A 13592-nucleotide genomic window follows, 5' to 3' on the forward strand; every position below is an offset into this window, starting at 1 on the left:
CCGGAACGATCGGCGCCCCCCGTCAGCCCCGCTCCTCCCCCGCCAGCGCCACCACGTCCGACGGGGTGAACGTCACGCCCACCGTCGCGCCCTCGGCCGGGGCGTCGCGGAGGGGGCACTCGGCTTCCAGGGGCGGGCCGTCGGCGGGGCGCAGGAGGACGGCGACGTGGCTGCCGCGGAAGGTGCGGGCCTCGACGACGCAGGGCAGGCCGTCCGCCGGGGCGCCGAGGCGCACGCCGGCCGGGCGGACGAGGAGGCGCGCCGCGCCCTGCGGGGTCCCGTACGGGACGGGGACCTTCCCCCACGCGGTGTCGGCGGCGGCGCCGCTCACCGTCGCGGCCACCACGTTGTCGAAGCCGAGGAAGCGCGCCACGAACTCCGAGGCCGGCCGCTGCCAGACCTCCAGCGGTGTGCCGGACTGGGCGATCCGGCCGTCCCGCATGACGACGACCCGGTCGGCCAGCGCGAACGCCTCGCCCTGGTCGTGGGTGACGGCGAGGACCGTCGTACCCAGCCGTCCGAAGAGCTGCCGCAGCTCGACCACGAGCCGCTCCCGCAACCCCCGGTCAAGCTGCCCGAGGGGTTCGTCCAGCATCAGCAGCCGGGGCCGCGGGGCGAGCGCCCGGGCGAGCGCGACCCGCTGCTGCTCGCCGCCGGAGAGCGAGGCGACGGCCCGCCGGCCCGCGCCGGGCAGTCCGACCAGCTCCAGCAGCTCCGTGGCGCGGGCGGCCTGTTCGGCGCGGCCGACGCCGTGCATCCGCAGCCCGAAGGCGACGTTCCCGGCCACGTCCCGCTGCGGGAAGAGCTGGTGGTCCTGGAACATCAGGCCGACCCCACGGCGGTGGACCGGCACCCCGGCCTGGTCGGCGCCGCCGAGCAGCACCCGCCCGCCGTCCAGGGCCTGCAGCCCGGCGACGGCCCGCAGCAGGGTCGACTTGCCGCTGCCGCTGGGGCCGAGGACGCAGACGATCTCGTGCTCGGTGACCTCCAGGTCCACCGAGTCGAGCACGGCGCGCTCCCCGAACCGTACGGTCGCGTCCTCGAGCGTCAGCATCAGAACTCCCCGGAGGTCCGGTCGGTGCGCAGCCGTTCGAGCAGCAGCAGAGCCGCCGCGCACACCACCATCAGAATCGTCGAAAGGGCCATGGCCTGGCCGTAGTTCAGCTCGCCGGGCCGGGACAGCAGGCGCGCCACGGCGACCGGCAGCGTCGGGTTGTCGGGCCGGGCGATGAAGACGGTCGCGCCGAACTCGCCGAGCGAGACGGCGAAGGCGAACCCGGCGGCGATGAGCAGCGCCCGCCACACGAGCGGCAGGTCGACCTCGCGCCAGGCCCGCAGCGGCGAGGCGCCGAGGACGCCGGCCGCCTCCCGGAGCCGTTCGTCGACCGCCCGCAGCACGGGCAGCATCGTCCGGACGACGAAGGGCACGCCGACCAGCGCCTGCGCGAGGGGGACCAGGATCCAGCTCGCCCGCAGGTCGAGCGGTGGTTCGTCCAGGGTGATGAGGAAGCCGAAGCCGACGGTGACGGCGGAGACGCCCAGCGGCAGCATCAGCAGGGCGTCGAAACCGCGGACGAACCGCCCGGCGCGCCGGGTGAGCGCCGCCGCGGCGAGCCCCCCGACGACGAGGGCGATGGCGGTGGCGACGAGGGCGTACCGCAGGGAGTTCCCGATGGTGTCGGCCATCGGGACGAGGAAGGTGCCGGAGGCGTCCACGGTCCACAGGGCCCGGTAGTAGTCGAGCCCGTACCCCCGCGGGGTGTCGAAGGAGCGCTCGACGAGGACCGCGAGGGGCAGCACGAGGAGCAGCCCGACCGAGAGGAGCACCCCGCCGAGGAGCGCCCACTGGCCGGGGCCCTTGGGCCGGTGCGCGGTCCGCTCGGGCGCGACGAGCCGCAGGGCCGTCTCCCGTCGCCGCACGGTCCGGGCATGGACGGCGAGGACGGCGCCGACGGCGACGAACTGCGTGAGCGTGAGGACGGCGGCGGTCGTGAGGTCGAAGCGGTTGACGGTCTGGCGGTAGATCTCCGTCTCCAGCGTGGAGTACGTCGGTCCGCCGAGGATCTGGACGAGCGCGAAGGAGCCGGCGGTGAAGAGGAACACCATCAGCGCGGCGGCGGCGACGGCCGGGCCGAGGGCGGGCAGGGTCACGGTCCGCCAGGCGGTCCAGCGGGAGGCGCCGAGGACGCGGGCCGCTTCCTCCTGGCGCGGGTCGAGCTGGGCCCACAGGCCGCCGACGGTCCGCACGACGACGGCGTAGTTGAAGAAGACGTGCGCGAGGAGGATCGCCCAGACGGTGGTGTCCAGGCGGACGCCCCACAGTTCGTCGAGGAGCCCGCCGCGGCCGACGAGCGCGAGGAAGGCCGTGCCGACCATGACGGTGGGCAGCACGAAGGGGACGGTGACGACGGCACGCAGCAGCGCCTTGCCGGGGAAGTCGAAGCGGGCGAAGACGTACGCGCCGGGCAGCGCGACCAGCAGGGTCAGCGCGGTGGAGGCGAGGGCCTGCCACAGCGTGAACCAGAGGACGTCGAGGATCTCCGGCCGGCTCAGCGTCTCGGCGAAGCGGCCGAGGTGCCAGGCGCCGTCCACCCGCAGCCCGCGCTCGACGATCGAGGCGACGGGCCAGGCGAAGAAGAGCGCGAAGAAGGCGACGGGCACGGCCATCAGGCCGAGTCGCGCCGCGCTTCCCCGCACGTCCCACCGGCGGCGTACGGGGTCTGCGCCCCGTACGCCGCCGGCACCGCCGTGGCGGTGCTCGCGGTCTACCTCAGGACGGTCGAGGACCACGACTGGATCCACTGCTCGCGCTTGTCGGCGATCTTCTCGGGCGCCATGGTCAGCGGCTTGTCGATCACGACCCCGTGCTTCGTGAACAGCTCGGGCAGCCGGGCGCCGTCGGTGACCGGGTTGACGAACATCTGCAGCGGCATGTCCTCCTGGAAGCGCTGGGAGATCAGGAAGTCGATCAGCGCCTTGCCGCCCTCGGGGTTCTTCGCGCCGTTCAGCAGTCCGGCGAACTCGATCTGCCGGAAGCAGGTGCCGGTGGCGACGCCGGTGGGGGCGTCCTTCGGCTGCGGCTCGGAGTAGAGGACCTCGACGGGCGGGCTGGAGGCGTACGAGACGACCAGCGGCCGGTCGCCCTTGGCCTTCTTGCCGCCGGCGGAGCCGGAGAACTCCTGGTTGTAGGCGAGCTCCCAGCTGTCGACGGTCTTCACGCCGTTCGCCTTGAGCTTTTTCCAGTAGTCCTGCCAGCCGTCGTCGCCGTACCGCGCGGCGGTGCCGAGCAGGAAGCCGAGGCCCGGGGAGGACTTCTCGGGGTTCTCGACCACGAGCAGGTCCTTGTACGCCGGCTTGGCCAGGTCGTCGAAGGTCTGCGGGGGGCTGAGCTTCTTGTCGGCGAAGTACTTCTTGTCGTAGTTGACGCAGATGTCGCCGGTGTCGATCGGGGTGACCCGGTGCTCCTTGTCGACCTTCGCGCCGTCGGCGACCGCGTCCAGGCCCTTCGCCTCGTACGGCACGAAGATGCCGTTGTCGAGCGCGCGGGAGAGGAGGGTGTTGTCGACGCCGAAGAAGACGTCGCCCTGCGGGGAGCCCTTGGTCAGGATCTCCTTGTTGACGGCGACGCCGGCGTCGCCGCTCTTGAGGACCTTGACGGTGAAGCCGGTCTGCTTCGTGAACTGGGCCAGGACCTCCTTGGAGGCGTTGAAGGAGTCGTGGCTCACGAGGGTCACGGTCTTCGGCGCGGGATCGCCGCTCTTGCCCGCCGCGTCCCTGACGTCGTCGGTGCCGCACGCGGTGAGGGCGGTGACGCCCAGCGCGGCGACGAGCGCGGCGGCGCCCATCTTCTTGGTGCTCACTGGATTCCTCCTGGGTATGACCAGGAAGAGACGCGGCCCTGCCCACCCCGCGGGGGGTGGGCAGGGCGCAACAGCTCGAGTAACGCCCGAACTTCCTACCCAGAATGACCTGGGCGAGGTTCAGAGGGTCTGCGGTCCGATGACCGCACTCTCAGCGCTGTGGCGCTCCCCTGTCGGAATATGGAGATGTGTTCGAGCTCAGACTACAAGGTCAGCGCTCCGTGGCCGCGAGCTGTCCACAGGCGCCGTCGATCTCCTGGCCGCGGGTGTCACGGACGGTGACCGGCACGCCGTGGGCGGCGATGGCCTCGACGAACGCCTTCTCGTCCTCGGGCCGCGAGGCGGTCCACTTGGAGCCGGGCGTGGGGTTGAGCGGGATCAGGTTGACGTGGACGCGCTTGCCCTTGAGGAGGCGTCCGAGCAGGTCGCCCCGCCAGGCCTGGTCGTTGATGTCCCGGATGAGGGCGTACTCGATGGAGATCCGGCGGCCGGACTTCTCCGCGTACTCCCAGGCGGCGTCGAGGACCTCGCGGACCTTCCAGCGCGTGTTGACGGGCACGAGGGTGTCGCGGAGCTCGTCGTCGGGGGCGTGCAGGGAGACGGCGAGCCGGCACTTGAAGCCCTCGTCGGCGAAGCGCAGCATCGCGGGCACGAGGCCGACGGTGGAGACGGTGATCCCGCGCTGGGAGAGCCCGAGACCGTCCGGCTCGGGGTCGGTCAGCCGGCGGATCGCACCGACGACGCGCTTGTAGTTCGCGAGCGGCTCGCCCATGCCCATGAAGACGATGTTGGACAGCCGCGCCGGGCCCCCGGGGACCTCGCCGTCGCGCAGGGCGCGCATGCCGTCGACGATCTGGTGCACGATCTCGGCGGTCGACAGGTTCCGGTCGAGACCGGCCTGGCCGGTGGCGCAGAACGGGCAGTTCATCCCGCAGCCGGCCTGTGAGGAGATGCACATGGTGACTCGGTCGGGGTAGCGCATGAGCACGGACTCGACGAGCGTGCCGTCGTGCAGCCGCCACAGGGTCTTACGGGTGGTGTCGTCGTCGCAGGAGATGTGCCGGACGACGGACATCAGGTCGGGCAGCAGCTCGCCCTGCAGCTTCTCGCGGGAGCCGGCGGGGATGTCGGTCCACTCGGCGGGGTCGTGGGCGTACCGCGCGAAGTAGTGCGTGGACAGCTGCTTGGCGCGGAACGGCTTCTCGCCGATCGCGGCGACGGCTTCCTTGCGCTCGGCGGGCGTGAGGTCGGCGAGGTGCCGCGGGGGCTGCTTGGCTCCGCGGGGGGCGACGAAAGTGAGTTCTCCGGGCTTGGGCATGGTTCTACCAGTGTCGCAGACGCGGGGCGGTGGCCTGGGGCGGTCACGGGACGGCCCAAGGGCGGGGCGCGGATGGCTTCCGGCGGGGGCGCGGGGACGGCCCGGGGACGGCCCGGGGGATCCGTGCGTCTCCCCCGGGCCTTCTCCGTGCGGGTTTCCCTCAGGCTCGCGTCAGAAGAGCAGCTCTCCAGCGGGGAAGCTGGAGCCGATCTTCACGCGGGGCGCGTAGCCGCCGGCGCCGTCGCCCTTGTAGTAGTAGAGGTCGCCGCCGGCCTCGCGGGCGGCCATGTCGGGCTTGCCGTCGCCGTTCAGGTCGCCCGGGGCGGCGAGGGTGTCGTAGACGCCCCAGCCGTGGCCGATCTGCCGGCGCTCGGTGAGGGTGCCGTGGCCCGTGCCCTCCTGGAGCCAGAGGGAGCCGACTTCGTCGATGGCGATGAGGTCGGGGGTCCCCGGGTCCGTGCCCTCGGAATGGGCGAAGTCCCCGGCGATCACCGACGGGTACATGACCCAGTCGCCGCTGGTGGCGGCGAGCGGCGTACGCGGGGCGTAGCCGTCCGGGCCGGTGCCGTGGTGGAGCCAGAGGCCGCCCGTGGTGTCCCGGGTGATCAGGTCGGCGGTTCCGTCGCCGTCGAAGTCGCCCGGGGCGAGGAGCAGGGTGTCGTCCTGGAAGCCCGTACCGGCCAGGCGGCGGGTGCCGCCGGAGTACGAGCCGTCCACCGCGGCGGCCGGGTAGTGCCAGAGGTTTCCGGCGGCGTCGACGGCGGCGAGGGTGGTGCCGTGCCGGGCGACGTGCTTCATGCCCGTCCAGCCTGAGCCGACCTTGCAGGGCTTGGCCAGAGCGGCGCTGTCGCCGTTCGCCCGGCCCTCGTAGCGGTACAGACCGCCGGCCGCGTCCCGCCGGTGGACGGCACCGGGGGTGTCACCGTAGGGGCCGCAGTCCGACCAGTAGGCGGCGGCCCGCAGGGGCAGGTGGTCGGAGATCCACTGACCGGTCGGGGTCGTGGGCTCGGCGGGCACGTCGCCGACCGCGCCGCGGAAGAAGCGGGAGCTGAAGAAGGTGTAGTCGAGCTTCTGCACCCGGTTCTGATGGGCCGCGTCGAACATGGTGAGCGCGCCCATGCGGCAGCGCGTGATCCCCGGGGTCTGGCAGTTGCCGAAGCCGGCGGTGCGGCTGATGTCGGTCTCGTCGGCCTCGATGAACCCGCCGTGCGCGCCGTCGCCGGTGGGCGCCGCGTAGAAGCCGTTCAGCACGTCTCCCCACGGCGAGGAGTTGAAGTCACCGCCGAGGATCACGGGGATGCCGGCGTCCTCCCACTCCCGTGCCTTGTCGGTGAGGACCTTGGCCTCCCGGACCATGACCTGGTGGCGCGCCGCCCGGTCCTTGTACGTCGCGAGATCGGCGTTGTACTTCGCGGTCTGCTCGGGGGTGGCCGGCGGGGCGGGGGGCGTGGGGCGGACGGGGGCGTTCGGCGTGCCCCACCACAGGTGCACGGAGCAGGACCACGTCAGCCGGTTCTGGACCCAGGCCTTGATGCAGGGGGCCTTGATGTCCTCGGCTCCGACCGGTCCGATCGCCACGTCGTCGACGGTGTCCTGGATGGCGGCCTTCGTGTCCAGGGTGAGGTCGGCCCCTTCGACGTGGTACCCCCGGACGAACAGGGCCATGCCGTAGCTGGGCGTGGTGCTGCCGCCGGTGTCGACGCACAGCTGCCGGCCGTTCGAGCCCTTGAGGGCGCTCTGGGCGACGGTCTGGACGTACCGGCCCGTGTAGCCACGGGGCTTGAGAGCGGCGTTCAGGTCGTCGTACTGATAGCGGCAGACCTCGACGAGGAAGATGTAGTCGGCGTTCCAGGCGCCCCCCGTCTCCGCCACGATCGTGTCGACGCGGGCCTTGTTCTCCGCGGCGGTGACCAGGCATCCCGTCGTGCCGCCGCTGCCGCAGAGGTTGTACGTGTACGTCCTGACGGGCGGTGCGGCCGACGGCGTCACCGTGTCCGCCCGCGCCGGGGGCGCGGTCGGCAGTGTGGCCGCGCACAGGAAGGCCAGAGTGGCCAACAGGGCTTTGAACAGCCCGGATGTTCGCATGGAACCCCCCCCTGATGGGTGACATGAAAGAAAGACGAACGTTACTCGAACAGGTGATCGCCTCGGCTGTCGGTGCCGCCTCGTGGGCAGTCCGGCGCAGGGGAAGGCCCCCGCGTCCTCGTCGCGGGGGCCGTGTGCGGTCCGTCGGGGGTTCGGAGGGTGGGAGTCCCCGGGGTCAGTCCTTGGGGATGGTCGCCACGCACTCGGAGAACGGCTTGTTGGCCACGCAGTCGAACACCGGGGACCACTTGCTGCCGTCGTCGGCGCCCGCGGCGACCGTGTCCTCACAGGACGAGGCGGAGAGACCCCAGAGCGATCCCTCGGGCCAGCCGGCCTCGTTCGTGCGGTCCTGGATCGAGTTCACACAAGCGGCGGGCGCGCCGAGGCGCTTCACCTCTTGCAGGAACTCCTTGTATTGCGGGTTCTGCGTGGCGCTGTCGAGCGAGTCGACCGTCTTCTGCGCGTCGTTCCTCTGCTGCTCGGAGGCGTCCGGGTTCTGGACCGTCACCAGCGCCTTGCTGTTGGTGTCGATGATCTGCTTGATCTGGGCCTGGTCCTTCGCGTCCTTGGGCTTGGTGTTCGGGTTCTGCATCGACTTCAGGGCGCCGAGGGTCTTCTTCACGCCCTTCTCGATCTTCTTCTGCTCCACCGGGGGCTTCGGCGGGCCCTTCGGCTTCGAGAGCGCGATCATCGCGTCACTCAGCAGTTCCACGTTCGCCTTGTAGTACGCCTTGTCCGCCGGCGACACATTGGGATTCTGCATGATCGACACGTACGCGGCGAGGTCATCGGCGATGTCACGGTAGGCGAGCCGCTCGTTCGTCGACTTGGTCGGGTCCTGAGCGATCTTCAGCGCTCCGGTGATCCCTTGGAGGAACTTCGTGTAGGTGGCCTTGTCCTCCGGGGACGTATCCGGGCTGTCGATGGCGTTCAACGTCCTGCTGATGTCCGCCACGATGTAGCCGTAGATCGCCTTGTCGTCGGCGGACGCGGTCGGGCTGTTGATCACCTTCAGCGCCTCGGCCAGGACCGCGTTCAGCTCGGCCTTCACCTGTTCGGGCGCCTTTGCGGCCTGTTGCTTGACCTGCTGTTGCTGCTGAGGCGTCACGAACTGCTGCTGCCCGTCCTGCTGTTCCTGCTGGGGTTCCTGCTGCTGTTCCTCGGGCTGCTGCTCCTCCTGGGGCTGCTGCTCCTCCTGCGGTTGCTCCTCCGGCGGAGGCTGTTCCTCTGGCGGCGGCTGCTCTTCCTGTGGAGGCTGTTCCTCTTGCGGCGGCTGCTCTTCCTCCGGCTGCGGCTCCGGCGGCTGCTGTTCCTCCTGCTGGGGCGGCGGGTCGGGGGGATCGAGCGGGCCGGCCGCCGTGGCCTGGGTGGGCGCATCGGCCGACGCCACCGCCGCCGTTCCCATGCCGACCGGAACCGCTAGTGACGCGGCCAGACATGAGGCGCCGAGCATGCGGGAGATCCTTCGTCGGGCAAGTTTGGCCATGACGATTCCAGATGCGCTCGTGGTGTATCGCTCTGCCTCGTGGGCGTGACCCGTGAGCGGGTCCTTGGCCACCGGAGCCGCACGGCTCGACGGTGCACTGGCATTCCACACAAAATTCTTCGCCCCTTCGACGCGTCCCGCAACTCGGCTTCTAACGCGGTGCAGTTGCTTCAGCGTTCAACAGGGCTCTCCATGCGGAGGCAGGACGGCACGCCCGCCGACCCCTCACCGCGACGAGCCGTCACTTCCGTTGCGCACCATGGGCGAACGCCCGCACGCCACGGGGGACAACGGCGGGCGGCGCGTGGCGCGCCGCCCGTCGCTCAGCCCAGCTCCCGCTCCACCGGCAGCCACAACTCGGCGTCCGCCTCGGTCATCTCCGCCGACATCCGGGTCCGCAGGATCTCCGGCCCGGGACGGCTGCGGTACGGGTTCGAAGGGAACCACTCCGTGAAGACGTCCCGCCACAGCTCCTGGATGGCCTGCGGTACGGGACCCGAGGCGGTGAACACCGCCCACGTACCGGCCGGCACCGGGAGCACCGCCACCCCCTCGGGCGCGCCCTCCGGCGGCCCGTCCGAGGCCGTCGCCGACGTGATCACCGCGTGGAGGTAATCGAGTTCGGTGCCTTCGGCCCGGCTGGGGTCCAGGTCGTCGCAGACCGCGACGATCCCGTGCGGCTCCTGGTCCGACAGCTTCGCCAGCCGCTCGACGAGCGTCCGGTCGATCCCGCGGACGAAATCGATGATCGCCTGGTTCGGCCCCGCGTGCACGAGCGGGACCCGTGCCTTGAAGCCGACGACGGTGAAGTCCGGCCTGTCCACGACGCGATAACGCATACTGCTGCTCCCTTCGACAGTGAGACGGAAGGTCAACCGGGGCTGGGAGACGAGCGCGGCGCCCGTACGCCGGGCCTCGCCGGGCCCGACGCCGTGCATGGCGCGGAACGCCCTCGCGAAGGCCTCGCCCGAGCCGTATCCGTACCGCACCGCGACGTCCAGCAGGGACGCGCTCCCGTCGAGCACCTCGGCACCCGCCACGGTGAGCCGGCGCCGGCGGACGTACTCCGACAGCGGCAGCCCCGCGAGCGCGGAGAACATCCGGCGCAGGTGGTACTCCGAGGTGGCCGCGACCCGCGCCAGCTCGGCGTTGTCGACGGGCTGGTCGAGACGCTGCTCGATGTACTCCAGGGCCTCGTTCAGACGGTCCAGCACTCCCGGTCCCCTTCCTCTTGACGGTCTCCACGCTAGGCAGCGGGCATCCTGCCGGACCCGACATCCTGTGCCCGATCGGGTCGGGTGGAGCCGGTCGGCCGGGTGGAGCCGGTCCCGCCGCGCGGCACCGGGCAGTCGACCTGGCGCAGATATTCGAACAAGTGCTCTAATCGTTCCATGAGGCACCACCCCTTCCCCGACGACCTCGTCACCGCCCAGCGTTCCTGGTCCGCGACCTACGAAGAACTCGCCCGCCCCGGCCAGGACCGCCCCACCCCGCTGCGCAGACGGCTGCTGCGGCTCTCGGCGGAGATCTGCTTCCACCCGTACTGGCGCCTTCCCCTCCCCACGGCCGGCCGGGCCGAGCTGCGCGAGCTGGTACGGGCCGAGCGGGCGGCGGCGCGAGGCGACCGGGACCGGGCGGCGGGCGCGGCCTGACTCCGCACCACCGCCGACGACCGAGCGGGACCGGTGACGAGCGATACCGGTGACGAGCGGGACCGGTGACGAGCGGGACCGGTGACGAGCGGGGCGTCAGGCCCCCGCGGCCTCGTCCGCTTCGCCGCCCGGCCCCAGGAGGCCGGTGGGGGCGAGGATCGTCTCGTCCTCGTCGAGGCGGGACAGGGCCTGCCGGGCGCCGCGGGCGACCACGGCGGGCAGCAGCGGTCCGAGCGCGGGGACCAGGCGGAGCCAGGGCTGGAGGTGCAGGACGGGGCGGCGGCGCTCGGCGCCCCGGGCGAGGAGTTCGCCGACCCGGTCGTCCGGATGGACGCGGTCGGCGGGCCACGGCAGGTGGCGCCGTAGTTCGCGCATCACCCGGTGGTCGTCGGCCGCCCGGATCAGGTCGGTGTCGTACCAGCTCAGCCTGGCCACGCCCACCGCCACCCCGCGGTGGGCGAGCTCCGCCCGCAGCCCCGCCGCGAACGCCTCGGCGCCCGCCTTCGACGCCCCGTACGCCGTCATCAGCGGCACCGGCGAGAGCGCCGCGAGGGAGGAGACGAGCAGGTAGTAGCCGCGGGTCGCGAGGAGCGCCGGCAGGAAGGCGCGGGCGGTGACGGCGCTGCCGACGAGGTTGACCTCGACGATCCGCCGCCAGCTGTCGGGGGCGGTCCGCTCGAACGGTCCGGCGGCCGCGATCCCGGCGTTGGCGACGACGACCGACGCGGGCCCCATCCGCCGTTCGACGTCCCGGGCCACCTCCGCCATCCGGGCGTCGTCGGTCACGTCGGCCGGCCAGGCGTGGGCCGGGGCCCCGGCCTCCCGGCAGCGGTCGGCCACGCGGGCGAGTTCCGCCTCCTCGTGCCCCAGCAGGGCGACGCGCGCCCCCCGCCGGGCGAGCGCCAGGGCCGCCCGCTCCCCCACGCCCCGGGCCGCGCCCGTGACGACCGCCGTCCGGCCGTGCAGTGGTGAGACTCCGCCCATGGGTCCACGGTAGGCACATGGGGGGCGGATGTCCCGCGCGCGACGGGGAACCCGCAGGCGGGAGACCCACTTCTCACACGGAGGACCCCATGGCCGTACGACACCAGCTGATCCGCCGGAGGCCCGAGGCCGTCTGGGCGGTCCTCGCCGACCCCGCACGCTACAGCGACTGGGTGGTGGGGACCTCCGACTCGGACCCCCTCGACGACGACTGGCCGCAGGTGGGGTCCCGCCTGCGGTACACCGTACGGATCGGGCCGTGGTCCGGCGACGGTGAGACGATCGTGCGCCTCTGCGAACCGGGGAAGGTCCTGGAACTGGAGGCCGTCGCCGGCGCCCTCGGCACCGCGCGGATCGCCCTGGAGGTCCGCCCCTGGGGCGAGGAGTCCCTGGTCGTCTGCGACGAACACCCGCTGCGCGGCCTCGGCGGGCGCTGGCACAACACCCTCTCGGACGCGGTGATCCAGCTCCGCCACCGGGACATGCTCGCCCGCCTCGCCCGGACCGTCGAAAACGGTACGGAAGCGAAGGACACGGAGGCGGAGGACGCCAAGGGCGCGAAGGCGCACGGCGAGGGGCGCGCGGGCCGCCCCCGGCCCCGGGCGGTGTGACCGCCGTGCCGGACGCCGTGGTGATCGGGGCCGGCCCCAACGGCCTCGTCGCCGCCAACCTCCTCGCGGACGCCGGCTGGAGCGTGGAGGTCCTGGAGGAACAGCCCGAGCCCGGCGGTGCGGTACGCAGCGACCGCGGCGTCCATCCCGACTACGTCAACGACCTCTTCAGCTCCTTCTACCCGCTGGCCGCCGCCTCCCCGGTACTGGCCGGCCTCGACCTGGCACGCCACGGGCTGCGCTGGAGCCACGCCCCCCATGTGCTGGCGCACCCGCTGCGCGACGGGCGGTGCGCGGTACTGGCCCGCGACGCGGCCGGCACGGCGGCGAGCCTGGAGGCGTTCGCCGACGGTGACGGGGAGGCCTGGCAGGGCATGTGCCGGATGTGGGACCGCATCGGCGGGGACATCCTGCGCGCGCTGTTCACACCGTTCCCGCCGGTGCGCTCCGCCCTGCGCCTCGCCACCCGGCTGACCCCGCCCGCCGCGCTGCGCCTGGCCCGGAACCTCGCCCTTCCCGTGCGCCGCCTGGGCGAGGAGGAGTTCCACGGCGAAGGGGGGCGCCTGCTGCTCGCCGGCAACGCCCTGCACGCCGATCTGGCCCCCGAGGCGGCGGGGAGCGGCGGCTACGGCTGGCTGATGTCGATGCTCGGCCAGAGCCACGGATTCCCGGTGCCGGTCGGTGGCGCCGGGGCCCTGACCGACGCGCTGGTCCGGCGCCTGGAGAGCCGCGGCGGGGCCGTGCGGTGCGGGGAACGGGTCGCGTCGGTGGTCGTACGGAACAGCCGCGCGGTGGGAGTCCGCACCGCGGCCGGAGAGGGGGTACCGGCCCGGCGCGCGGTCCTCGCCGACGTGTCGGCCCCGGCGCTCTTCGGGCGCCTGGTCGACCCGGCGCATCTGCCCGACCGTCTGCTGCGGGACCTCCGGCGCTTCCAGTGGGACTTCGCCACCTTCAAGGTCGACTGGGCGCTCGACGCCCCGGTGCCGTGGACGGCGCGGGCCGCGTCGCAGGCCGGGACCGTGCACCTGGCGGACGGCGTCGACGGCCTCACGCGCTTCGCCGCGCAGATCGCGACGGGGCTGGTCCCGGAGGAGCCGTTCGTCCTCTTCGGGCAGATGACCACGGCGGACGCCGGGCGGTCACCGGCCGGGACCGAGTCCGCGTGGGCGTACACGCATCTTCCCCAGCGCATCCGCGGCGACGCGGGCCCCGACGGCATCACCGGCCGGTGGGACGAGCGGGAGAGCGAGGCGATGGCGTACCGCGTGGAGGCACAGGTGGAGCGCTACGCCCCCGGCTTCCGCGACCGCATCCGCGCGCGCCGCGTGCTCACCCCGCCGACCCTGGAGTCGATGGACGCTAACCTGCGCCGCGGCGCCCTCAACGGCGGTACGGCCGCGCTGCACCAGCAGCTCGTGTTCCGTCCCACGCCCGGCACGGGCCGCCCGGAGACGCCGGTCAGGGGCCTGTATCTCGCCTCGGCCTCGGCCCACCCGGGCGGCGGTGTCCACGGCGCCCCCGGCGCCAACGCGGCCCGTGCGGCGCTGCGCGGCCGTCTGATCCGCCGCACCTAGGGGGTGGGAGGACGCCGAAGGG

The 13592-nt window shown here is 72.8% G+C and carries 12 protein-coding genes; 4 read left to right on the forward strand and 8 right to left on the reverse strand.

What is annotated here, in order from left to right:
• Positions 1 to 22: 22 nt before the first annotated feature.
• The 6 genes from ACZ6RC_RS29580 to ACZ6RC_RS29605 form a co-directional block, all read right to left on the reverse strand.
• Positions 23 to 1054: an ABC transporter ATP-binding protein gene (locus ACZ6RC_RS29580; protein WP_391138780.1), complete on the reverse strand. Its 1032-nt coding sequence runs from the start codon at positions 1052 to 1054 to the stop codon at positions 23 to 25.
• Positions 1054 to 2667, reverse strand: coding sequence for an ABC transporter permease (locus tag ACZ6RC_RS29585; protein ID WP_469589246.1), 1614 nt, complete (start codon positions 2665 to 2667; stop codon positions 1054 to 1056). The genes ACZ6RC_RS29580 and ACZ6RC_RS29585 overlap by 1 nt, the downstream gene beginning before the upstream one ends.
• Positions 2668 to 2765: 98 nt before the next feature.
• Positions 2766 to 3845 (reverse strand): thiamine ABC transporter substrate-binding protein, encoded by a 1080-nt coding sequence (locus ACZ6RC_RS29590; protein ID WP_469589249.1) that lies wholly within the window; start codon positions 3843 to 3845, stop codon positions 2766 to 2768.
• A gap of 226 nt (positions 3846 to 4071) precedes the next feature.
• Positions 4072 to 5178: a dual-specificity RNA methyltransferase RlmN gene (gene rlmN, locus ACZ6RC_RS29595; RefSeq protein ID WP_391138782.1), complete on the reverse strand. Its 1107-nt coding sequence runs from the start codon at positions 5176 to 5178 to the stop codon at positions 4072 to 4074.
• A 171-nt stretch (positions 5179 to 5349) separates the two neighbouring features.
• A complete protein-coding gene (locus ACZ6RC_RS29600; protein ID WP_469588978.1) occupies positions 5350 to 7263 on the reverse strand; it encodes an FG-GAP-like repeat-containing protein in 1914 nt (637 codons plus the stop codon).
• Between the two features lie 175 nt (positions 7264 to 7438).
• A complete protein-coding gene (locus ACZ6RC_RS29605; protein ID WP_469588983.1) occupies positions 7439 to 8371 on the reverse strand; it encodes a hypothetical protein in 933 nt (310 codons plus the stop codon).
• Here ACZ6RC_RS29605 and ACZ6RC_RS29610 point away from each other — a divergent pair.
• Complete coding sequence (locus ACZ6RC_RS29610; RefSeq protein WP_469588985.1) at positions 8354 to 8686, forward strand: hypothetical protein; 333 nt, start codon at positions 8354 to 8356, stop codon at positions 8684 to 8686. The genes ACZ6RC_RS29605 and ACZ6RC_RS29610 overlap by 18 nt on opposite strands.
• A 386-nt stretch (positions 8687 to 9072) precedes the next feature.
• Here the strand turns inward: ACZ6RC_RS29610 and ACZ6RC_RS29615 are convergent, their stop codons facing one another.
• Entirely contained in the window at positions 9073 to 9963 is an 891-nt protein-coding gene (locus tag ACZ6RC_RS29615; protein WP_391138788.1) for an AraC family transcriptional regulator, read from the reverse strand.
• Between the two features lie 177 nt (positions 9964 to 10140).
• On the opposite strand from ACZ6RC_RS29615, the gene ACZ6RC_RS29620 reads away from it, so the two are divergent.
• Entirely contained in the window at positions 10141 to 10401 is a 261-nt protein-coding gene (locus ACZ6RC_RS29620) for a hypothetical protein (RefSeq protein ID WP_391138791.1), read from the forward strand.
• Positions 10402 to 10497: 96 nt separating this feature from the next.
• Here ACZ6RC_RS29620 and ACZ6RC_RS29625 read toward each other — a convergent pair whose 3' ends face one another.
• Positions 10498 to 11385 carry a short-chain dehydrogenase/reductase gene (locus tag ACZ6RC_RS29625; protein WP_469588987.1) on the reverse strand — a complete coding sequence of 296 codons (888 nt, stop codon included), beginning with the start codon at positions 11383 to 11385 and terminating at the stop codon, positions 10498 to 10500.
• Between the two features lie 89 nt (positions 11386 to 11474).
• On the opposite strand from ACZ6RC_RS29625, the gene ACZ6RC_RS29630 reads away from it, so the two are divergent.
• Both ACZ6RC_RS29630 and ACZ6RC_RS29635 read left to right on the forward strand, forming a co-directional pair.
• Positions 11475 to 11996, forward strand: coding sequence for an SRPBCC family protein (locus ACZ6RC_RS29630; RefSeq protein ID WP_469588991.1), 522 nt, complete (start codon positions 11475 to 11477; stop codon positions 11994 to 11996).
• A 5-nt stretch (positions 11997 to 12001) separates the two neighbouring features.
• Positions 12002 to 13570, forward strand: a complete 1569-nt coding sequence (locus ACZ6RC_RS29635; RefSeq protein WP_469588994.1) for a phytoene desaturase family protein — start codon at positions 12002 to 12004, stop codon at positions 13568 to 13570.
• The last annotated feature ends 22 nt before the right edge of the window (positions 13571 to 13592 follow it).

This window comes from Streptomyces sp. NPDC048353 (genome assembly GCF_055587165.1).

What these genes read in the sequence shown, in the direction of transcription:
- ACZ6RC_RS29600 (WP_469588978.1), bottom strand. Translation starts at nt 7,263, where the DNA reads ATGCGAACATCCGGGCTGTTCAAAGCCCTGTTGGCCACTCTGGCCTTC.
- rlmN (WP_391138782.1), bottom strand. Translation starts at nt 5,178, where the DNA reads ATGCCCAAGCCCGGAGAACTCACTTTCGTCGCCCCCCGCGGAGCCAAG.
- ACZ6RC_RS29580 (WP_391138780.1), bottom strand. Translation starts at nt 1,054, where the DNA reads ATGCTGACGCTCGAGGACGCGACCGTACGGTTCGGGGAGCGCGCCGTG.
- ACZ6RC_RS29585 (WP_469589246.1), bottom strand. Translation starts at nt 2,667, where the DNA reads ATGGCCGTGCCCGTCGCCTTCTTCGCGCTCTTCTTCGCCTGGCCCGTC.
- ACZ6RC_RS29590 (WP_469589249.1), bottom strand. Translation starts at nt 3,845, where the DNA reads ATGGGCGCCGCCGCGCTCGTCGCCGCGCTGGGCGTCACCGCCCTCACC.
- ACZ6RC_RS29620 (WP_391138791.1), top strand. Translation starts at nt 10,141, where the DNA reads ATGAGGCACCACCCCTTCCCCGACGACCTCGTCACCGCCCAGCGTTCC.
- ACZ6RC_RS29630 (WP_469588991.1), top strand. Translation starts at nt 11,475, where the DNA reads ATGGCCGTACGACACCAGCTGATCCGCCGGAGGCCCGAGGCCGTCTGG.
- ACZ6RC_RS29625 (WP_469588987.1), bottom strand. Translation starts at nt 11,385, where the DNA reads ATGGGCGGAGTCTCACCACTGCACGGCCGGACGGCGGTCGTCACGGGC.